Origin of the sequence: Acidovorax sp. LjRoot66 (assembly GCF_964253305.1) — a bacterium.
Lineage (GTDB): Bacteria > Pseudomonadota > Gammaproteobacteria > Burkholderiales > Burkholderiaceae_C > Acidovorax.
Map to the genome: position 1 here is coordinate 2,833,384 of NZ_CAXUQU020000001.1, position 21,533 is coordinate 2,854,916.

General features: G+C 67.2%; 12 protein-coding genes. 4 read left to right on the plus strand and 8 right to left on the minus strand.

All coding sequences use genetic code 11. The features are described from left to right. Positions 1-330: 330 nt before the first annotated feature. Positions 331-1,125: a phosphodiesterase gene (locus tag ACSQ3Y_RS13050; protein WP_436177555.1), complete on the minus strand. Its 795-nt coding sequence runs from the start codon at positions 1,123-1,125 to the stop codon at positions 331-333. Between the two features lie 257 nt (positions 1,126-1,382). Here ACSQ3Y_RS13050 and ACSQ3Y_RS13055 point away from each other — a divergent pair, with 257 nt between their 5' ends. The 4 genes from ACSQ3Y_RS13055 (at position 1,383) to ACSQ3Y_RS13070 (ending at position 10,999) form a co-directional block, all read left to right on the plus strand. Further along, positions 1,383-2,555 carry an HD-GYP domain-containing protein gene (locus ACSQ3Y_RS13055; RefSeq protein ID WP_436177556.1) on the plus strand — a complete coding sequence of 391 codons (1,173 nt, stop codon included), beginning with the start codon at positions 1,383-1,385 and terminating at the stop codon, positions 2,553-2,555. Between the two features lie 90 nt (positions 2,556-2,645). Continuing rightward, positions 2,646-7,844 (plus strand): PAS domain S-box protein, encoded by a 5,199-nt coding sequence (locus tag ACSQ3Y_RS13060; protein ID WP_436177557.1) that lies wholly within the window; start codon positions 2,646-2,648, stop codon positions 7,842-7,844. A 21-nt stretch (positions 7,845-7,865) separates the two neighbouring features. Next, on the plus strand, positions 7,866-9,395 hold the full coding sequence (locus tag ACSQ3Y_RS13065) for a GAF domain-containing protein (RefSeq protein ID WP_436177558.1): 1,530 nt from the start codon (positions 7,866-7,868) through the stop codon (positions 9,393-9,395). Further along, positions 9,392-10,999, plus strand: coding sequence for an ATP-binding response regulator (locus tag ACSQ3Y_RS13070; RefSeq protein ID WP_436177559.1), 1,608 nt, complete (start codon positions 9,392-9,394; stop codon positions 10,997-10,999). The genes ACSQ3Y_RS13065 and ACSQ3Y_RS13070 overlap by 4 nt, the downstream gene beginning before the upstream one ends. Before the next feature lie 101 nt (positions 11,000-11,100). Here the strand turns inward: ACSQ3Y_RS13070 and ACSQ3Y_RS13075 are convergent, their stop codons facing one another. The 7 genes from ACSQ3Y_RS13075 to ACSQ3Y_RS13105 all read right to left on the minus strand — a co-directional run bounded on the left by ACSQ3Y_RS13075 (position 11,101) and on the right by ACSQ3Y_RS13105 (position 21,518). Then, complete coding sequence (locus ACSQ3Y_RS13075) at positions 11,101-13,236, minus strand: TonB-dependent receptor (RefSeq protein WP_436177560.1); 2,136 nt, start codon at positions 13,234-13,236, stop codon at positions 11,101-11,103. Continuing rightward, entirely contained in the window at positions 13,233-14,654 is a 1,422-nt protein-coding gene (locus ACSQ3Y_RS13080) for a PepSY-associated TM helix domain-containing protein (protein ID WP_436177561.1), read from the minus strand. The genes ACSQ3Y_RS13075 and ACSQ3Y_RS13080 overlap by 4 nt, the downstream gene beginning before the upstream one ends. Next, a complete protein-coding gene (locus tag ACSQ3Y_RS13085) occupies positions 14,654-16,687 on the minus strand; it encodes a TonB-dependent receptor (RefSeq protein WP_436177562.1) in 2,034 nt (677 codons plus the stop codon). The genes ACSQ3Y_RS13080 and ACSQ3Y_RS13085 overlap by 1 nt, the downstream gene beginning before the upstream one ends. Before the next feature lie 183 nt (positions 16,688-16,870). Then, a complete protein-coding gene (locus ACSQ3Y_RS13090) occupies positions 16,871-17,308 on the minus strand; it encodes a copper chaperone PCu(A)C (RefSeq protein ID WP_436180118.1) in 438 nt (145 codons plus the stop codon). Between the two features lie 375 nt (positions 17,309-17,683). Then, the gene (locus ACSQ3Y_RS13095) at positions 17,684-18,043 is read right to left on the minus strand and encodes a hypothetical protein (protein ID WP_436177563.1); all 360 of its coding nucleotides are present in this window, start codon (positions 18,041-18,043) and stop codon (positions 17,684-17,686) included. A 140-nt stretch (positions 18,044-18,183) separates the two neighbouring features. Beyond that, complete coding sequence (locus ACSQ3Y_RS13100) at positions 18,184-20,295, minus strand: TonB-dependent receptor (RefSeq protein WP_436177564.1); 2,112 nt, start codon at positions 20,293-20,295, stop codon at positions 18,184-18,186. Positions 20,296-20,348: 53 nt separating this feature from the next. Beyond that, entirely contained in the window at positions 20,349-21,518 is a 1,170-nt protein-coding gene (locus tag ACSQ3Y_RS13105; protein ID WP_436177565.1) for a HupE/UreJ family protein, read from the minus strand. Positions 21,519-21,533 lie beyond the last annotated feature (15 nt).

Below are 21,533 nucleotides of genomic sequence, written 5' to 3' on the forward strand. Positions count from 1 at the left end.
CGTGGGGGTCGGTGGGTTGGAATAGATTGTTCGTCTGATGAGACTTGTGTCCATTTTATGGATGATTTGATCTGTGTCAAATTTTTGGATAAGTGTCCATCAGGCGGATAGTCTGCTGCAGAGCTCCCTGCATGGCCGAAGGTGGGGTGTGGGGTGTGGGGTGTGGGGTGTGGGGTGTGCGCCGAAGCCGGCAGTGCTTTGCCCAGGGCATGGCGCGCTCTCTGGGCGACAAGGCCACCGGTGCATGCCCTGTGCTCCGAAGGGCTTCGGCTTCAGTGCCCGCAGCCGTTTGCTTGGCTCGCAGGCTGGAGGCCTGGCGCGCCCAGGGGGCTACGCAAACGGGTAGGGCCCCTCAAAGCGCCCGATGTGGCTCAGGTGGCTGACCATGCCGTGCACCGGGTCCCACAGGTGCAGCAGGCAGCCCGCAGGGCCGACGACCGAGGCAGGTGCCGCATCCGGGCGCAGCTGTAGGCAGATCTCGGTGGTGGTGCTGGGCGCGGTGCACACCACCGTACCCGCCCAGCGCCGCAGCATGCTGCGGTGCACATGGCCGCACAGCACGCGCTCCACCTGCGGGTGGGCGCGCACCACCGCTTCAAGGCCGTCGGCGTCCATGCAGCGGTATTCTTCCATGTAAGGGATGCCGCTCATGAAGGGCGGGTGGTGCAGCATCAGCAAGGTGGGCTTGTCGCGTGCTTCCGACAGGATGGCGTCGAGCCAGGCCAGCGCCGCCGCATCCACCCGGCCATGCTGCCGCCCGGGGATGCACGAGTCCACGGCGACGATGCGTACCGGGTGGTCGTCCACGCAGAAATGCAGCGCGCCTGCGCGGGGCAGGTACGCCTGGTCGTGGAACGCGGTGCGGAAGGCCTCTCGCTCGTCGTGGTTGCCGGCTATCGCCAGCCAGGGAATGGTGGTCGCAGCCAGCAGACGCCGCACTTCCTGGTACTCCGCAGGCCGGCCATGGTCCACCAGGTCGCCGGTCAGCACGATCAGGTCGGGCCGGCGGTCCAGCGTGGTGAGGTGCGCCAGGGCCTGGGCGAACATGCGGTTCGAATCCACCACGCCCTGGTAGAGCACGCCGGCTTCGCGCACATGGGGGTCTGAAAGCTGGGCGATGAGCATGGGGGAGTTCGTTGGGCAGTGCGGGTGCGCTGGAATGGCTGGCGCTACGCCCAGGTGCCGGCGTGTCTGTATTGCGGAGTATGGGGAACGGGCGCGCGCTGCTGAATACGGCCTAAGGCGTACGAAGCATGGCGACACCGTTGGTGTGCCGTGTGGTGCGACGCATGCCGCGCGGATGGACAAGCGAAGCTTGTCAAACGGGCACGGGTAAGAGATAGTGGTGTCAGTGGAGTGCCTATAACACCAGGGAGCGGCTGATGCCAGACACATCGGAAGACGCTTTGCGTCCATTGATACTTGCCGTCGATGACTCTTCCGATAATCTGTGGGTACTGTCCGGCCTGCTCAAGGACCAGTACCGCGTGAAGCTGGCAGGCTCGGGCGAGAAGGCCTTGCAGATCGCGCGCAGCACGCCCCCACCCGACCTGATCCTGCTGGACGTGATGATGCCCGGCATGTCGGGCCACGAGGTGTGCCGCCAGCTCAAGGCGGAGCCCGCCACGCGGCATATCCCCATCATCTTCCTGACCGCCATGACGGGGACCGAGGACGAGAAAGTGGGGCTGGCGCTGGGCGCGGCCGACTTCATCACCAAGCCCATCAACCCCCCCATCGTGCTGGCGCGCGTGGCCACCCAACTGCAGGCCAAGGCCGGCGCCGACTTCCTGCGCGACCAGAACCAGTTCTTGCAGACCGAGGTGCAAAAACGCACGCGCGAACTGGCGGCCATCCAGGACGTCACCATCCTGGCCATGGCCTCCCTGGCCGAGACGCGCGACAACGAGACCGGCAACCACATTCGCCGCACGCAGCACTACGTGCGGGCGCTGGCCACGGCGCTGAAAGGCCACCCCCGCTTCAGTGCTGCGCTGAGCGACCATGTGATCGACATGCTCTACAAGTCGGCGCCCCTGCACGACATCGGCAAGGTCGGCATCCCGGACCGCATCCTGCTCAAGCCCGGGCGCTTCGAGCCGCACGAGTTCGAGGTGATGAAGACCCACACGACCCTGGGCCGTGACGCGATACAGCACGCCGAGGACCAGTTGGGCATGCCGGTGGAGTTTTTGCAGTACGCCAAGGAGATCGCCTACGGCCACCAGGAGAAGTGGGACGGCAGCGGCTATCCGCAAGGGCTGGCGGGCGAGGCGATTCCGCTGTCGGCGCGCATCATGGCCGTGGCCGACGTTTACGATGCACTGATCAGCCGCCGTGTCTACAAGGAAGGCATGCCGCACGCCAAGGCCGTGGACATCATGCGCGAGGGCCGGGGATCGCATTTCGACCCGGACATCCTGGACGCCTTCCTCGGCATGCTCGACGAGTTCCAGCGCATTGCGCAGAAGTTTGCCGACAGCGATGCGGACATGGCCGATAAGGCCCGGCACCTGGAGCTGGCGACCACCCCGGCCAGCCCGCCCACGCCCTGAGCATGGCCCGGTCCATGCGCCACCCGTGACAGCCCCCGGCGGCCGGCCAACTGGCCAGGCTGCGTCCCGGGACACTGAGGAAGGCTTTTCATGAATGCACTGGTACAGCACTACCACCGGTCTTCGCTCACCGCGAAGCTGGCGTTTGCCTTCTTCGTCGTCCTTGTCATGGCCGCCGTGCTCAGCGTGCAGGGTATGCAGACGGTGGGCCGCGTCAATGACGACATCCAGGCCATGTATGAAAAGGACCTGCAGGGCATCTCCAACGCCCGTGCAATCCAGTTCCACTATGCCAGCATGGGGCGGCACATGCGCAACTTCCTGCTCACCACCGAGGCCGCCGACAGGGCGCAGGCCCTTGAGAAGCTGGACCAGTCGCACCAGGACATCGTGCGCGAGCTCGGCCAATTGCGCGGGCGCATCATCCGCGAAGACAACACGCGCAACCTGCTGACCTTCGAGCAGAACTATGCGGTGTACCGCAAGAACGTCGAGCAGTTGCTGGAGCTGGCCAGGCAAGGGCAACTGGAAGAGGCGCGAAGGCAGGCGGCGAGCCGCGAGTTCGGGGTGGTGGGCGACACCGTGGCGCAGGCGATGGAAGCCGTGGCCGCCACAAAGGAGGATGGAGCCCGCTCCACACTCAGGTCGGTGCAGGAGCTGGCACAGCAGACGCGGATGCATGGCGGCCTGCTGCTGGCCGCAGGGGCGCTGTTCAGCGTGCTTTTTGCGTGGCTGATCGCCCGGTCCATCCGTGTGCCGGCCTTCGAGCTGCGCACGGCGGTGGAGCGCATTGCCGGAGGGGACCTGCAGCAGGAGGTACCCCATACCTCATACCTCAACGATCTGGGCGCCTTGGCGCGCGCCGTGGCCGTGCTGCAGCAGGGGGCCCGCGAGCTGGAGATGCAGCGCTGGGTGAAGACCCACACCGCCTCCGTCTCGGTCGAGCTGCAATCGACCCGCTCCTTCGTGGAGCTGGCGCAGCGCTTTTTTGCCCTGTCCGCCCCCTTGCTGAATGTGGGGCACGGGGTGCTCTACATCTACGAGAAGAACCAGCGCCGCCTGCGCCTCCTGACCGGCTTTGCCCACCGCGAACGCAAGTCGCTGGAGCAATACATCCAGCTGGGCCAGGGCCTGGTGGGGCAGTGCGCGCTGGAGCGCAGCGCCATCACGCTCAGGGAGCCGCCTGCCGACTACGTGCGCATTGGCTCGGCGCTGGGCGATGCAGCGCCCCGGTGCATCTGCGTGCTGCCGATCCAGCGCGGCGACGACTTGCTGGGCGTTCTGGAGATTGCCAGCTTTGAGGACCTGACGCCTGCGCGCCAGGCCCTGCTGGACGCGCTGATGCCCGCGCTGGCCGCCAACCTGGAGATCCTGGAGCGCAACGTGGCCACGCACCGGTTGCTGGAGGAAACCCAGGCCCAGGCGCAGACCCTGGAGCAGCAGGCCCAGGAGCTGGCGGCGCAAAAGGATTCCATCGCCGCCACCGAGGCCTGGTACCACGGCATTATCGAATCCGCCCCCGATGGCCTGATGGTCACCGACGAGCACGGCACGGTGATCATGGTCAACCCGCGCATGCTCGATCTGTTCGGCTATGCCGAGCACGAGCTGGTGGGCCAGCCCATGGAAATACTGGTGCCGCACGCCATCCGCGGAAGGCACCCGGGCCTGCGCGAGGGCTTCCTGGCGGTCGGGCTGCCGCGCAACATGGGGGGCAACAATGCCAGCCTGAAAGGCGTGCGCAAGGATGGCAGCGAGTTTCCGGTGGAGGTCGGCCTGTCGCGCCTGCCCGCCATCGGCGGGCATGGCGTCTGCGTGTGCGCCTCGGTGCGCGACGTGACCGATCGCAACCGGGTGGAGCAGGAAGTGCGCAACAGCCAGCGCCAGATCCGCACCCTGGTGGACGGCATCGGCTCCATCATCACCCTCAAGGACCGCGAAGGCCGCTACCAGCTGCTGAACGCCACCTACTCGAAATACGTGGGCGTCAGTGAGAATGAGGTAGTGGGCAAAAGCGCGCACGAGCTGTGGCCCAAGGAAATGGCGGACAAGATCGTCGAGGTGGAGAGTCGGGTGCTGGAGCAGGGCGAGTCCATCACCTACGAGGAGATCATCCCCACGGCCGATGGCTCGGAGCAGCGCTCGTTCATGACCACGAAGACGCCGCTGGTCAACGAGGCGGGTGAAATCTACGGAATCTGCGGCATCGCCACCGACATCACCGAGCACAAGAAGTCCCAGGAGGCCATGCGCCTGGCCAACGCCGAGCAGACCGCCATGTTCGAGGCCACCACACTGGGCATCGCCTTCATCAGGGACCGCGTGGTCGTGCGCGGCAACAGCCAGCTCGACGCCCTGTTTGGCACCGAACAGCTGGGCCAGTCGCCCCGTGCGTGGTATGCGACCGACGAAGCCTTCAACCAGGGACTCAGCGAAATCTACGAGCAGCTGTCGCGCGGCGAAAAGCACCACCGCGAGGAGGAACTGGCGCGGGCCGATGGCACGCGTTTCTGGTGCCAGCTCAGCGGCGCGGCCATTGACCCGGGCGACCTGGGCAAGGGCACGGTGTGGATGCTGCTGGACGTGACCGGGCGCAAGGAGGCCGAGCAGGAAGTGCAGCGCAGCCGCCAGTTCATGGAGGCCGTGCTGGAGAACATCAACTCCGCCATCTACGTCAAGGATGTGCAGGGCGCCTACACCTACGTGAACTCCGACTGGGAGCGTGCCACCGGCCTCGCGCGGGCGCAGGTGCTGGGGCACTCGGCCATCGAGGTGCACCCGCCGGGGCGCGGCCAGTCCTACCACGCCATGGACCTGCAGGCACTGGAGGCAGGCCAACTGTTGGTGACGGAGGAAGTAGCGGGCCAGGGCGATCAGGAGCGCCACTTCCAGGTCACCAAGGTGCCGATGCGCCAGGGGGACGAGATATCGGGCCTGTGCAGCATTGCCTTCGACGTGACGGACCGCAAGAAGTCGGAGGAGGATATCCGGCGGGCCAAGGAGATGGCGGAAGAGGCCACCCGGGCCAAGAGCGAGTTCCTGGCCAACATGAGCCATGAGATCCGCACGCCGATGAACGCCATCATCGGCATGTCGCACCTGGCCCTGCAAACGGCGCTGGACAACAAGCAGCGCAACTACATCGAGAAGGTCAACCGCGCGGCTGAGAGCCTGCTGGGCATCATCAACGACATCCTCGATTTCTCGAAGATCGAAGCCGGCAAGATGTCCATGGAGCAGGTCGACTTCCGCCTGGAGGATGTGCTGGACCACGTGGCCAACCTGATCGGCATGAAGGCCGAGGACAAGGGGCTGGAGCTGCTGTTCAGCACCGCGGACGACGTGCCCACCGCGCTGGTCGGCGACCCGCTGCGCCTGGGCCAGATCCTGGCCAACCTGGGCAGCAACGCCGTGAAGTTTGCGGAGCAGGGAGAGATCGTGCTGGGGATCGAGGTGGCCGGCCAGCAGGGCGAGCCAGGCGGTGGGGTCGAGCTGCACTTCTGGGTCAAGGACTCGGGCATTGGCATGACGCCCGAGCAGTGCGCCCGGCTGTTCCAGTCGTTCAGCCAGGCCGACAGCTCCACCACTCGCCGCTATGGGGGCACGGGCCTGGGCCTGGCGATCTCAAAGACCCTGGTGGAGATGATGCAGGGGCGCATCTGGGTGGAGAGCACCGAAGGGCATGGCTCGACCTTCCACTTCCACGTGCGGTTCGGGCTGCAGGCACAGCCCATGCCCCGGCGCATGTTCGATGCCAATGAACTGCTGGGCCTGCGCGTCCTGGTGGTCGATGACAACGCCGCGGCTCGGGAGATCCTGTCGACCATGGCGCGCCGTTTCGGCCTGGAGGTGGACATGGCCCGCGATGGCGACGAAGGGTTGCGCATGGTGGAGAGCGCCGACAGCCGCTCGCTGGCCTACGACCTGGTGCTGATGGACTGGAAGATGCCCCGCATGGATGGCGCCGAGACCGTGCGCCGGATGCAGGCGCTCAAGGGGGGCGCCGCCCCGGCGGTGATCATGGTGACCGCCTTCGGCCGCGAAGAGGCCATGAACGCCGTGCACAGCCGGGGCGCCCGGGTGAACGCGGTGCTCACCAAGCCGGTCACGGCCTCGACCCTGCTGGAGGCCGTGGGCGAGGCGCTGGGCCGCGGCCGCGTGGTGTCCGACCGGGTGGCGACCCGTGCCCAGGGCCAGACCGAGCACCTGCAGCAGCTCAAGGGCGCGCGCGTGCTGCTGGTCGAAGACAATGCACTGAACCAGGAGCTGGCCATGGAGCTGTTGCGCCAGGCCGGCATGGAGGTGGTGCTGGCCAACAACGGCCAGGAGGCGCTGGACCTGCTCGCTGCGGACCCCCGCTTCGACGGCGTGCTCATGGATTGCCAGATGCCGGTGATGGACGGCTACACGGCCACCCGCCACCTGCGCTCGCTGCCGCAGTTTGCCGACCTGCCCATCATCGCCATGACGGCCAACGCCATGGCCGGTGACCGGGAGAAGGTGATCGAGGCCGGCATGGTGGACCACATCCCCAAGCCCCTGCGGGTGGAGGAGATGTTTGCCTGCATGGCGCGCTGGATCAAGCCTGCCGCGCCCGCCGCTGCGGCTTCTGCCATTGCGATACACGGCCAGGTTCCCGGCCATGGCGTCAAGGCGGCTGACCCGGGCCTGCCGCAGTTGCCCGGAGTGGACCAGGCCGTAGGCCTGCGCACCGTTCAGAACGACCGGCGGCTCTACCGGCGCCTGCTGGGCATGTTCCTCGAAGAGTACACGGGCTTCGAGCAGGCCGTTGCCGATTCCGTGCAGCAAGGCGACTGGCCGCTCACCACGCGGCTGGCCCACACCCTCAAGGGCGCGGCGGGCACCATCGGTGCCAGGCAACTCGCATCGGCCGCAGGGGCGCTGGAGGCGGAAGGCGCCCACGAGGCCCGTGCGCCGGTGGCCGTGGGGCTGTTGGCCGAGCTGGGGGTGCTGCTGCGCCCGCTGATCGAGGCGCTGCAGACGTCCGGCCTTGATGCCCGGGCCGTTTCCGCGCAGGCCGTGCCGGCACCTGCCGTTGCCGTGGCGCGCTCCGCCGAGGCCGAGGCCTTGCTGGGGCGCCTGCGCAAGCTGCTGGGGGACAGCGATGCGGATGCAGGCGACGTGCTGGAGGCCCTCGTGGCACGGCTGGCTGCGGATGGCGACCCGCTTGCCCAGTCTTTGTCCGTGGTGAACCGTGCCATCGAGCGCATCGATTTCGATCGTGCCCTGGAGGCGCTGGGGGCCTTGGCCCCTGCGCACCCCGGCTGAGGCGGGGCAGTGGAAGCGCGCATGCGATCCCTTGCCTGCCTTCTGGCCTTCACACTGGCCGCGGGCAGCGCCTTGGGCCGCACGCTGCAGGAGATCGAGCGCAGCGGCGAGCTGCGCATCTGCGTGGCAGGCTCCAGCGCCGACAACTACCGGGTGGATGGCGAAGATTTTGCCCGCTACCTGGGCGTTGAGGCCCGCACGGTGACGCTTGCCCGGTGGGACCAGCAGTTCCACAACGCACAGGGCGTGACCGTGCAGGGCGAGCGCTACGAAGCCGCGCTGCTGGCCACCGGCAAATGTGACCTGTACCCCAACGACCTGCACATCACCGACTGGCGCAAGACCAAGATGACCCTGGTGCCGTACTTTGCCACGCGCAATGTCGTCGTGGCACGGCCCGAGATGCGTTCCGTGCTGCGCACCGAGGCCGATCTTGCCGGGCGCAAGGCATCGGTCCAGGCCGGGACGGCCTATGAAGGGTGGCTGCAGGGATTCAACGCGGGCTTGGGGGACAGCGCGCCCGTTGTCATCGAGACAGCCCCCACCGATCAGTCCATGCGGGCGGTGGCGCAGCGCCGGGCGGACTTCACCGTGATCGCCGCCGAATCGGCCTTCCACTGGGTGCGCAACGATCTCGACAACCTGGACGTGCTGTTTGCGGTGGGCGAGGCCACTGCGGCGGGTTGGGGCATTGCCTTCGCCGCCGCCGACCTGGAGCGGGCGCTGCAGCGCTATTTCGATGACAGCCGGCGCGTAGGGTCGAACCTGGATGTCTCGTGGCGCCGCAGGTACGGCGTGTCGCTGATGGAGTACCAGCTCTTCTCTGCCTCTTTCGATAACAGCGGGAAGTGGCACCGGGCCTGGCTGGTCTGGGGCATCCCCGTCGGCGCCGCCCTGGCCGGGGTGTTGCTGGCCATGCTGTTCTGGGCCACGCGGCTGCGGCGCGAGGCGGGCCGGCACCAGGTGACGCTCAAGGCCCTGCAGCAGAGCCACGCCCAGTTGACCTGCGACGCCAACCGGCGGCGCGCCGTGTCCGACCTGTTGCTCGCGCTGCAGCAGGTGGACACGCTGGCGGCCTTTGCCCGCATCGTGCTGCGCGAACTGGCGCGGCAACTGCCCATGGGGCAGGCGCTGATGGTGCTGGTGGACGAAGACCTCGGCGCTCGGGCGCTGGCCCACTATGCGGGATCGGGGTCTACCGCAGAGCAGACCCTGTCGGAATGGCCGACGACGGCCGGCATGGTCGAGCGCTGCGCCGCCACGGGCGAGCCCGTGCTCATCGACGCGCCGGGGGCGGACTACCTGCGCATCCAGTCGGGCCTGGGGCACTGCACTCCCGCCGCGATCTACCTGCTGCCCATCAAGCATGCAGGGCGCGTCACGGCCATCATCGAGCTGGCCCTGACCGAGGCGTTCAGACCGGAGCACCGCCTGTTGCTGGTGGACATGGAGCCCATCGTGGCCGTGGGCATTCAGCGCTTCGTGGGTGAAGACGCCGCAGGGGCTGCTGCCGGCCCTGCCCGGCACGTTGAAGAGGTGCAGGCACCATGAGCCATTTCACGGTTTCCAATGCGTCGACCATCGGCCAGGGCGCGCGCTGCCTGGTGGTGGACGATTTCGAGGCCATGCGCAAGGTCACCATCAACCAGCTGCGGCAGATGGGGGTGGAGCGCATCGAATCGGCGCGCAACGGGGCCGAGGCCCTGCGCCTGCTCAAGGGCCAGCACTTCGACGTGGTGCTGTCGGACTGGAATATGCCCGTGATGACGGGCGTGGAGCTGCTGCAGGCCATGCGCGCGGACGAAAAGCTGTTTGCGGTCCCCTTCGTGCTGATCACCGCCGAGGCGGAGCGCAAGCGCGTGGAGGAGGCCATCGCGCTCGGGGTCACCTCCATGCTGCTCAAGCCCTACTCGCCCAAGCAGCTGGCGCAGCGCCTGGAAAAGGCCTTGCAGTGGAAGCCGCGCGGCCCTGGCAACTTCACGGGCGAGGAGCTGCCCGCGCAAGCCTTGCCTGCACAGGGCTCTGCCGCTGCGCCACCGGCCGAGCCGCAGGAGGCACCCCGCCCCACGATACTGATCGTGGACGACACGCCCGACAACCTGCTGCTGCTGTCCCAGCTGTTCAAGGGCGAGTACCGGGTGCGGCTGGCGCAGACCGGCGCCAAGGCGATGGAGGTCCTGACCTCCAACGACCCGCCCGACCTGGTGCTGCTGGACATCATGATGCCCGGCATGGACGGCTTCGAGGTCGCCCGGCTGATGCGCGAGCACCCCACGTCCGAGACCATTCCCATCATCTTCGTCACCGCCATGGCCTCGGCCGACGCGCGCATCCGGGGACTGGACCTGGGGGCCGTGGACTTCATCACCAAGCCCATCGACCCCGAGACGCTCAAGCCGCGCGTGCGCAATTTCATGCGCTATGTGCAGCTGCGCAAGGACCTGCAGGCCGAGTTCGACGGCATGGTAGAGACCGCCCAGCTGCGCGAGGATGTCGAGCGCATCACGCGGCACGACATCAAGGCGCCGCTGGCCGGCGCCCTGGGCCTGGTGCAGGCGCTGATCGAGGACGACTCGGTCGGGCGCCGCCAGGTCGAGCAACTGCGCCTGATGGAAGAGAGCGTGATGCAGGTGCTCAACATGATCAACCTGTCGTCCGAGCTGTACAAGATCGAATCGGGCCGCTTCGTGCTGCGCGCGCAGCCGGTGCGCATCGGCGAGTTGCTGCGCCGCATTGCCGAGATGAACCGGGTGACCTTTGCCGAGAAGGGGCTGTCCATCGCGGTGGACACGGACGTGGCCGTGGGGGCAGAGCCGCCCCTGGCGCTGGCGGATGCCACGCTGTGCTACTCGGTCTTCCAGAACCTGCTGAAGAACGCCTGCGAAGCCGCACCGACCGACTCCCGGGTCTCGGTACAGTTGCAGGACCAGGACCCCTTGCGCATCGCCATCAGCAACACCGGCGCCGTGCCGGCGGCCATCCGCAGCCGCTTCTTCGACAAGTTCGTGACCTCGGGCAAGGCGGATGGCACGGGCCTGGGCACCTACTCCGCGCGGCTGCTGGTGCAGGCCCAGCACGGCAGCATCGAACTCGATGTGTCGGACGAGTCCAACACGACGCGGATCACCGTGGTGCTGCCGCGGGCGGGGGATTGAGCATTCTGGGGACCGTCACAGTCCATTACGGGGGGGGCATGCCGCGCACTCGGTCGATTTCCCCGCAGCCGGTGCTTGCGGCACCGGTTGCGCAAGGATGCTCAGAACCGGTACAAGGTCGACAGCTGCACATTGCGCCCCTGTGCCGGCGTCACCCACCGCGCCACATGCAGGTGGCTGGAGACGTAGTAGGCCTTGTCGGTGAGGTTGCGCACGGCCAGTTGCACTTCCACCGATTGACCGCCACCCAGCGGCTTCTTCCAGGTCTGGGTGAGGTCCAACCGCGCATAGCCCGGCAAGGTGACCGTATTGGCGCGGTCGGCGTAGCGCGCACTCTGCACGTAGACACCGGCGCCGGTCACCCACTTGGCATCCGAGGCAATGTCCCATTGGTACTCGCCCCACAGGCTCAGGGCATGTGGCGCGACGTTGGGCGCTGTCTTGCCGGCCAGCAGGGAGTTGGACAGCACCTGCGCGCGCGTGTATGCGTAGGCGGCCCGCACCGTCATGCGTTGGCTGACCTCGCCTGTCAGGGATGCTTCCAGGCCCCGTGACCGCCCGGTGCCATCGACTGTGAAGTCGAAGTTGTTGAGCGGTGTGCTCTGGTCGGCGGAGATCATGTGGCTCTGGTCCAGCTGGAACAAGGCCAGGTCAGACGTCAGCCGGCCGCCCTGCCACAGTGATTTCCATCCGACTTCCAGTTGCCGTGAGCGCCGCGATGGCAGCGACTGGTTGGTCGATGACGACACCTGGTTGGGCGCCATGCCCTTGGCCCAGTTGGCATAGAGGCTGTCGCTGTCGGACAGCCTGCGCAAGATGCCCAACTTGGGCGAGAGCGCGGATTCTTCGACGGCCCGCGTGCCTGCCGCGCCATAGAGAAACTCTTGTCTGGTGTAGCGCAGCCCGGCCACGAAGGTCCAGGCCCCCAGGTTGATCGTGTCCTGCACGGACGCCGCCACGCTTCGGAGGCTCTGTGTCGTCAGCCCGCCGGCTGCCAGACTATTCCATGCCGGTATGTTGACCTGCCCGAAAACCGGGTTGAACACGTTGATGGACGGGCTTGCGGAGGCGGGAACCAGGAGCGATGGCTGGTCGAGCGTTTCGCGGTAATAGTCCAGGCCGAAGAACAGCTGGTGCTTGGCCGCGCCCGTCGCTTGCCGGCTCGTCAAAGAGACTGCGGCCGAGTCGATCCGGCGGTCCGTGCCGGGCTCCACGGCAGCGCCGCGCGCAAAGGTTCCAGACGGCGTAGCTGGCGTGACCGCGAGCGGGTTGCCGTTCAGGAAGCTCTTGACCGACGTGGAATCTGCCCACAAGTGCGTGAGATCCACGTTGAGCCGGGTATCGGCGGACAGGGCCACATCGCCGTGCAGATCGACGATGCGCGTGTTGGTGGTCGAGTCCATGCCCGGCTCACCGAACTGGCGGTCGCGCGGCACGTTCACAGGCCGGTCGCCCAGGGACGGTATGCCGTAGTCGGGCTGGTAGCGTTGGTTGATGACCTCGGCGCCTGCCCGCAGGTGGTAGCGGTTGCCGTCGCTCTTGGCAATGCCCAGCTTCAACCCTTCGAGCTTGTCGGGCACATGCCGCCATTCACTGCTGTCTGATTTGGTCAGCACCAGGCGCGCCGCCAGCTCCTGCTCTTGCGACAGAACGCGATTGATATCGGCCGACAACTCCAGAGCGCCCGAAGTGCCGATGCTGGCGCCGGCCGACCCGAAATTGGCCAGGCGCGGCTGCTTGGTCACAAGGTTCACCGTGCCGCCAGGTTCGCTGCGCACGCCGAGCGCAGCGCCCGGGCCGCGCAGCACATCGATGGATTCGACGAAGGCGGACGCAAACGGGTAGTTGGACAGGCGTACCCCATCACGCAGGATGCGGCTGGAGCCGGTGGCACTGTCCATGATGGCGCCGCGCAGGGTGAAGAACTGGGTGTGTGAGCCGTTGAACCCTGAATCGGCCTGAACGCCGGGGATGTTGCGCAGGGCTTCCTGCAAGGTGGTTGCTCCCTGTGCGCGCAGCACATCCACCGGCAGGCTGGACGCCGAGAAAGGCGTGTCCATGGTCGAGGCGGCCGACCCCGTTGCGAGGTTGCCCGCACGCAGGATTTCCGGGACTGCGGACTCGCGCACCACCACCGCTGGCAAGGTGCTGCCAGGCTGGGCCTGGCTTTGCGCGAGCGCCATGTGGGAGGTGGCCGCCGCGACGGACCAGGTCAGTGCCTTGATGGTTGCATTCATTTGAAGGTATCCCGTAAGAAGAAATCCAGCGTGAGCATCACCAGCAGCGATGCCCCCACCAGAGGAAATAACGCACCACCGATGGCCAGCAGCGCAGCAATGCCGCCCAGCGTGCGGCGGTCCGAAGGCAGCGGCGGAACGCCGAGGCCACCTGTGGGGCGCCGCTTCCACCACATCACGCCTGCGCTGGTGCACAGCAGCACGATGCCTGCGCAAGCGATCAGCAGAACGGCCTGGTTGGGCACCCCGAACTCCTGGCCCAGGTGGACGTTGATGCCCCACTCAAGCCACCGGGCCAATGGGCCGTAATCGCTGTAACGCATGTCCAGAAGGACCCTGCCGGTGTACTGGTCGATGTGGACCACGCGCTGCAGCGACAGATCGTGCGGGTAGGCAGATGCCGTGTACACGCCGGTCGCACCTCGGGGCGGGTTCACGGTGTATCCGGCCGCCATGCCCAACTGCTGGAACCGGCCGACGGCGGCATCCAGGTCCAGCGCAGGGTGCATTGCATCTGGGCCAGGAATGCGGCGCGGGTCGTCAGCGCGTGGGTGAGCATCATGCCCTGCATGTTCCTCATGCCCAGGTGCGGCAGACAGGGGCAACTTGGCGTGTTCCAGGGACCAGGGCGTTGCGCCACCCTCTTTGATCCGTATCTCCGACATGGGGACCTGCACCCGTACACCGGCCGGATAGCCGAAGTTGTGCCCATTGGCCCACTGGTTGACTTTGGCACCCCAGAGCACCGACCACGGCATGCCCGTGATTGCCAGGAAGACCACTGCGACCCCCACGAATACGCCGGTCACCGCGTGCAGGTCGCGCCAGAAAACGCGCTGAGCAGGCCTGCCCCGCACGGCCAGCGCAGAGTGCTTGGCCGAGCGCGGCCACCAAAGATACAGGCCTGTCAGCACCAGCAGGATGGACCAGCCCGCTGCGATCTCGATGGCGCCTCGTGCAATGGGACCGAAATACTTCAGGCTGTGCAGCTTGCGGATGGTCCACGCCACGCTGCCCCCTTCGGGCAGCGTGCCCAGCACCTGGCGGCTGTAGGGGTTGACGAACACCGAGAGCTGTTCACCCCCGGGGGTTGTGATGCCCACCTCCGCCGCCTCGTGCGCCGATGCGGCATGCGTGTACTTGCGCAGCGTACCGGGGTGCGCTGCAAGTGCCGCAGCCACCAGCTCGCTGGCGGGCGCAGGCTGCTCGGTTGTCGGTTCGACGTACTTCAACCCATGGTGGAAGTAGCCATCGATCTGTGCCTTGAAGACGAACAGCCCTCCGGTCACCGCCAGCCAGACCAGAAAAGGCAGCACCAGAAGGCCGGCATAGAAGTGCCAGCGCCAGACTGCGCGGTACCAACTGCTGGCGGCAGCGCTTCGCGCTACGGGGGCGCTCGCAGGGGCTGCAGCGGCCATCAGAATTTCACGCCCAGGCTGGCATAGAACGCCCGGCCATCGCCCGGCGAGTACCCTGACGAGCCGCTGTCGTACCAGGCGTAGACATACTTGCGGTTGGTGATGTTCTTCACCTGCAGGTTGACATCCATCGAGGGTGAAACGCGGTAGGTAGCGCCCAGGTTCAGCAGCGCATATTTACCGATGCGCCCCAGGGCATTCGTGCGCTCCAGGTAGTAGTCGCCCTGCGCATTCATCCAGCCGGAGAGCTTGAGCTGTTCGCTGGCCTGGTAATCCACGCCGGCCGACACGAGGTAGTGCGGCACGTTCTCGATCTCCTTGCCCTGGGTGGCGGGCGCACTGGGGTCCGGGGCGGTGATGCGTGCGACCTGGTGGGAGTAGGCAATCCAGGCCGTGGTGCCGGCGGCCGGGCGCGCATTGAGCTGGATGTCGTAGCCCTTGCGCAGCGTCTTGCCCACGTTGCCCAGGCCCCCGGCATCGGGCAGACCGTCAACGCCCAACACGCGGGCGACTTCACCCGAGGCGCGTTGCTCCCAATACGCCACGCGCCCGTCGATCCAGGGGGCGGGGCTGAACTTGACGCCGGCTTCCCAGCCGTCATTGATCGAGGGCTTGAGGTTGCGCGCCTGTGTGCGATAGGCGTCGATGCCAGAGCCGATCTGGAAGCTGCGCCCCCAGTTGCCGTACACGCTGGCCTGCGAGTTCAACGCGTAGGCCACGCTGATCTTGGGCTGCTTGATGAGGCCATAGTCATGCGTCGCAGCTGTTGTGCCTGCGAGCCGGTCTGCGAAATTGCCGTCCACATGGTCTACGCGGATTGCCGGGACGATCTTGAGTTGTGGCACCGGCCGGATAACGGCCTGCAGGTAGGCGCCCTGGGTGTTCAGGTCAAAGTCCCAATCGCGAAACTGGGAGGTGCGTACGCGCTCGGTGGTGCGGTACCGTTGCCCGACGTTGTCCTGCCACTGTGCGTCGAGGCCGCCCTCCAGCGTGAATTCATGCGCCCAGTCGACCTTGGGCCGCCACGTCAGTGTCGTGAGGGCGCCGCGCTGCTGCTCGTCGTTGTAGCGCTCCTGTTGCACGCCCGCGGCAGAAAAGCGCACCCAGCGCTGGTTCTCGTACTGATTGGCGTAGACCTTGCTCGACCAGGACAAGGTGTCGCTGAGCTCGCCGTCCAGATGGATGCCCAGTTGCCCGGTCTCCCGTTCCCCCCGGTCAGCCGATGCATACGCGGGTGAGCTGCGCGGCGCGTTCTTCGCCTGCTCATAGGTGAGGTAGCCCGACTCCAGGGCCTTGTTGCGGTAGTAGCGCGCGGTCAGCCCTGCGCGCCAGCGGCTGTCGTCGCTGGTGTAGAACCATTTGCCGGACAGTGCGAGTTTTTTGGCATCGGCATGCTCGCGGTAGCCGTCCGAATCGCGGTAGGCAAGCATGTAGTTCTGGCTCCAGTTCCCGCTCTCGATGCCCTTGGCGATCTGCACTTCCTTGGTGCCGAAGCTGCCGAGTGTCAGCGAGGCCCGGCCCCCGTTGCCGCCACTGCGCGTCAGTACATTGGCATTGCCCGCGATGTTGTTCAGGCCATGGCGCGGGTCATTGGTCCCACGGACGATCTCGACCGCCTCGATGTCCAGCGGGAAGACTGCGTCCAGGAAGGGCATGCCTCCTGCGTTGTCATTGCTGGGGATTCCGTCGATCAACAGCTTGACTGCGTTGATCCGCCCTTCGCCATTGAAGCCGCGAAACGAGAACCGGCCTGCGTCCGTGCCTTGCTTGAACTGGGTGACCTGCACGCCGGGAGCCCGCGAGAACAATTCCCAGCTGTAGTCGACATGCTGGTCCTGGACCAGGCTGGCGCCCAGGATGTCCACGGAGCTGAAGACGCTGCGCGCGGGCATCGGGCCCGTGGCGCTCGCTTTGATATCGACGGTACCCAGCGTCAGGGTTGAGTCCTGCTCTGCGTTGGCGGTCTGTGCGTGCGCCTGGTTGGCGCACGCCAGGGCGATCAGTGAATAGGAGAAAAGCAGAGAGCGTGACATGGAGCGATCAGATGCCATTCAAGGGCATTTGGGTAGATAAAAACGCCTGCCAGGCGAAGGGCCCATGGGTTGCGCCAGCACCATTGAGGTGCCTTGGACGTGCTGGCCATGGACTGAAACACCTTGGGTTGGCAGGCAAAAAGGGTCGGGCGACGAAGCGCCCTTGTGCAAAGCGTGGCGTGGTCAGTGCTTGTGATCGCCGTGGGCTGCAGGCTTGGCTGCGGCATTGAGAGCGCGCACGGGGGCCTTGATCTCCATGGATTCGCGCTTGCCGTCCTTGCCTTCGAACACGAGGGTGATCGGGACGGTGTCGCCTTCCTTGACCTGCTGCTTGAGGTCCAACAGCATCACGTGGTAGCCGCCGGGCTTGAGGTCCACGGCCTTGCCTGCGGGCAACTCGACGGCCGGGATCTGGCGCATGCGCATGACGTTGTCCTGCATGGCCATCTCGTGGACTTCCACCACGGGTGTGAGTGGCGAACTGGCCGAGACGAGTTTGCTGTCCTTGGCGGCACTGAGCTGCATGAAAGCGCCCGTGGCCTGTTGCTGGGGCACGGTGGCGCGGACCCATGCGTCCTTGACGGTGACCTGGGCGTTGGCCGCGCTGGCGAGGATCGCCATGGATGCGGCGGCAAGAATGGAACGTGCGATGGGAGTCACGGTTGAAATCTCCTGAGGTTGAAATTCACGCGGAATGCAGGACCTGCAGCAGGCTTTCCGCGCAGGCCTGGCGCTTTGGTCGCGCGACGGACAAAGGGGTGCGGGCTGGTGCCGTGGCACAGGCGTCCGGGCACGGGGCGCGCACGCGGGCTTGCCCCGGAAATGGGCCAGCGCACGTTCACGGCCCTGTGCAGGCGCCTTTCGGCAACCCGCAAAAGCTCTACGCAAAGTGCTCAAGGCCAGGGCTGGTCTCTGGCGGCGGTGCAGGGGCGACGCGGTGCAATGCACCGGGTGCGGTGGCTGCAGCCAGCCGTCAACCGCGTTGATGCGCGGGTTTCAAATACGCGAGGGAGGCCCGCGTGCGGGCAAGGGCGCTCCGACCATGGCGGCCAGGGTGGCTGCGACGGCGGGCTTGAGGACATGTGCCAGGGGGCTGTCGTGCAATGCGGCGGCTTGCTGCTGCGCAGGCGGTGCGCTGGCACCCAGGCACATCACGCAGTCCAGGGCATGGTGCCCCTGCTGGACGGCGTCGGCATCGCCGGTCACTGCGACCAGCTTCACTCTGGTGCCGGTGGTGCACACCAGCTCCATGGCTTGCGGATGGACGATGGGCGATGCGATTGCTGCGCCCATGGTCAATACAAACCACGCCAGAATCAGGCGGGCCAGCAGTGACGAGGAGCGCAGTGCGTGCATGCCGTGATTATCGCATCGGCATGCAGGTGCTCTACGCCATGCCCAGGCCAGTGCGGTGCTCAGCAGCATCACCATCAGAAACCCAGCAACAATCCGCCTGTTGTATGGGGCATTGGCCAACAGGCTGAAGCGGGCCCCTTTTAGAACGCCCAGCGCGCACTGAGCCGCGCGCTGCGTGGCTCCATTGGGTGCACGTGGCGGCCCTCGATGCCGCCGCCCGTGCAGTCGCCGCGCGCCGCTTCGCCGGCCGTGCACGATGCGTAGAGGTACTCGATGTCGTTGCCCTTCTTGCCAGCCAGGTTGAACACGTCCAGGCCCAGCGTGAGCTGCTTGCTTACCGCATAGCGCACGCCGGCATTGAGCACCGTGTTGGCGCGCGAGCGCACGGAGTTGAGTGTGTCCAGCGCGCGCGGGCCCATGTAGCGCAGGCGCAGCGAGGCGGTCAGCGGGCCCTGGGTGTAGACCGCGCCCAGGGCCAACACGCGCTCCACCGCGTTGTCCACGTAGTTGCCTTCGCCCTCGGGCGCCTGCCCGCGAAAGCGCGCACGCGACACGGCGGCATCGGCCTCCAGGCGCCAGCGGGCGTGGGGTTTCCAGCGCACCGTGGTCTCTATGCCGCGCCGGTAGCTGGCGCGGCCCGGCTCGGTGCTGCCGGCATCGCCCACATACACCAGCTCGGAATCGAGCTTGAGCTGCCACAGCGCCGTGGTGATGGTCAGGTCGTCGCCAGGCTGGTAGCGCCAGCCGATCTCGCTGCCCAGGCCCTTGACCAGCGCGGGCACACGGTCTGCGGGCAGGCCGCTTTGCGGGTCGGTCTGGATGGTGGCGCCGCGCACGTCGTTGCTGTGCGAGCCCACGCCCGTGTTCAGGTACAGCTCATGCACGGGGGTGATGGCCCAGGCCAGCCCGGCCTTGGGGCTCACCAGCGCATCGTGGCCGCTGCCGCTGTTGGCAGCGCCGTAGACGGCCTCGCGGCCCTGCACGTCGTAGCGCAGCAGGTCGCCGCGCAAGCCCGCGTAGCCGCGCAGGCGCTCGGTGAAGCTCACGAACTGTTGCGCATGCACCGACAGCATGTCCTGCGACACCTGGTCGTTGCGCACGGTGGACAGGCGCTGGCGGGCTGCCGTGTTGTACAGGCCCACCTCGGCGATGCGGTCGCCGCGCCACTGTGCTCCCACGCTGAGCACACCGTCCAGCCCGGCGATCCGGTTGGGCAGGCTGTGCGAGGCCTGGGCGCCGAACACGCGGCGCCGGTCCGACTGCTCGAACTGGTCACCGTTGACCGGATCGCGCAGGAAGTAGGTGAAGTCGGAGAACAGGTCGAACCGGTAGTCGATGGCGTAGGCGCTGATCTGGGTCTGGCCCTCGGGCCCCTTGTCGAACCATTTGCCTGACAGGCTCAAACGCCGGGTGCTGCCGCCGTCGGTTGGGTTGAGCGAGCCGAAGCGCGGCAGCTCGCCGCTGTCGATCAGGCGCTCGGGGATCTGGTCGGTGGCGTTCCAGCGGTTGCGGTAGGCCATGCCCGTCACGCTGAAGCCCCGGCTGGGCGAGCCCTGCGCATAGCGCACCACGGCGTTGATCTTGCGCAGGCGCTCGGGCACTTCCCAGGGGCCGTCGTTGCCTTCGAGCTCGATGGCGCCCAGCCAGGTCTGGTCGTCCCGGGTGCGCGAGCCGGCCGCCAGCAGGCGGCGCAGCTGATTGGGGCCCAGGGTCACCTCGGCGAATGGTGCATCGAGTGCGCTCACGTAGTCCAGAGAGGCGCTGCCTGCCGTGGAGAAGTCGCCGCTGTCGGCGAAGTAGGGGCCCTTGCGGTAGCGCACGCCCGAGACCAGGTCGGGGATCAAAAAGTTCAGGTCGGCAAAGCCCTGGCCGTGGCCGTGCGTCGGCATGTTGACCGGCATGCCGTCCACCGTGACCGAGAAGTCGGTGCCATGGTCCAGGTTGAAGCCGCGCAGAAAATACTGGTTGGCCTTGCCATCGCCCGAGTGCTGGGTGGCCACGACCCCTGGCACGGCCTCGACGATGTCGCCCGGCCGCAGCTTGGGGCGCGCCTGGAACGACTCGCGCTCCACCGCACCCTCGCTGGCGCTGTCGGCCAGGCCGATGCTCACGTCCTTGGGGCCACGCACATCCACCTCGGGCAGGTGCGTGGCCTGTTGGGCCCAGGCCGCCGTGGTGGCCATGCCTGCCACCAGAATGCCGAGCGCCAGGGGGCGCGGCGCTGTGGTGCGAGAGAACTCTTTATTCTTCATGTCTGCCTTTTCATTGTCCAGGAATCCTGCCGCGCAGGCTCCCGGCCCACCCCTCAGCCAGAGAAAGCTATACGCTGCACCGTCCAGTACAGTGAGAGCACGATCAGTGCCACCGAGCCGCCCTTGACCACCACGGTGCGGTAGCCCGCCCAGCGGGCCAGCAGCAGGGAGACGGCGCACCACACGGCAACCACCATGAGCTGGCCGGCCTCCACCCCCAGGTTGAACCCCGCCAGCGCCCAGACCAGCAGGCCGCCCGAAACGCCGGCCTCCACCAGCGCGCCCGAGAACCCCAGCCCGTGCACCAGGCCAAAGCACAGCGCCAGCAGGTCGCTGCGCAGCCCCTTCACCGGGAACAGGTTGAGCAATGCCGAGATACCGATGCTGATGGCAATCGCCGGCTCGACCCAGTTGCCCGAGACGGTGACCCAGCCCAGGCCCGCCAGCACCAGCGTGACCGAATGGCCCACGGTGAAGCTGGTCACGGTGAGCAGCAGTGCCTTGACGCCGCCCCACGGCCCGGATGGCGCCGTTGCCTGCGCCACAGCATGGCGGCGCAGCAGCGTGATCGGCAGCAGCAGGGCCAGCAGAAAGGCCAGGTGGTCGTAGCCTTCGAGGATGTGGTGCACACCCTCCGAGACAAAGTGCGCCAGCGTGGCCGGGGCGCTGCGGGCCGTTGCGGCCTCAGACTCGACGGTGCTGCCGCCCACCGTGCGCAGGTCGGTGCGCGAGCGGCCGTCGGGTGCCAGCACGGCGGCCAGCGGCTGGCCGCCCAGTTGCCCGCTGACCAGCAGGCGGTGCGTGGGGTCGATGCCCTGCATCAGGCGGTAGTCCAGCGCCAGCGCTTGCGTGGCAGCGCAGTCGAGCGCGGCCGCCATGCGGATGTAGCGCCCGTCGGTGCGCTGCTCCAGCGCCTCGAAGCGCCAGGCCGGGGCCAGCACGGCATCGCCGCATTGCCAGCGGATGCCCTGGCCCACCCATGCGGCCACTGCGGGCGTAGCTTGCCTGATTTCGCCCCAGGTGAGCTGGCGGTCGCCGTCGGCATCGAGCAGGTCCAGCGCAGCATCCACATCCTTGAGCGCCAGCGAAAGCTGCAGCGCCACGGCGTCGGCGCGGGCGGGGTCGGCCTCACCGGCGCCGGCCACCCGCAGGTAGGCGTCGCTGGCCTTGTGCGCCCAGGCGCTGGGCGCTGCGGCGCAGGCGGCGGCCAGGGCAACGGCCATTGCCAGCCACCGCAG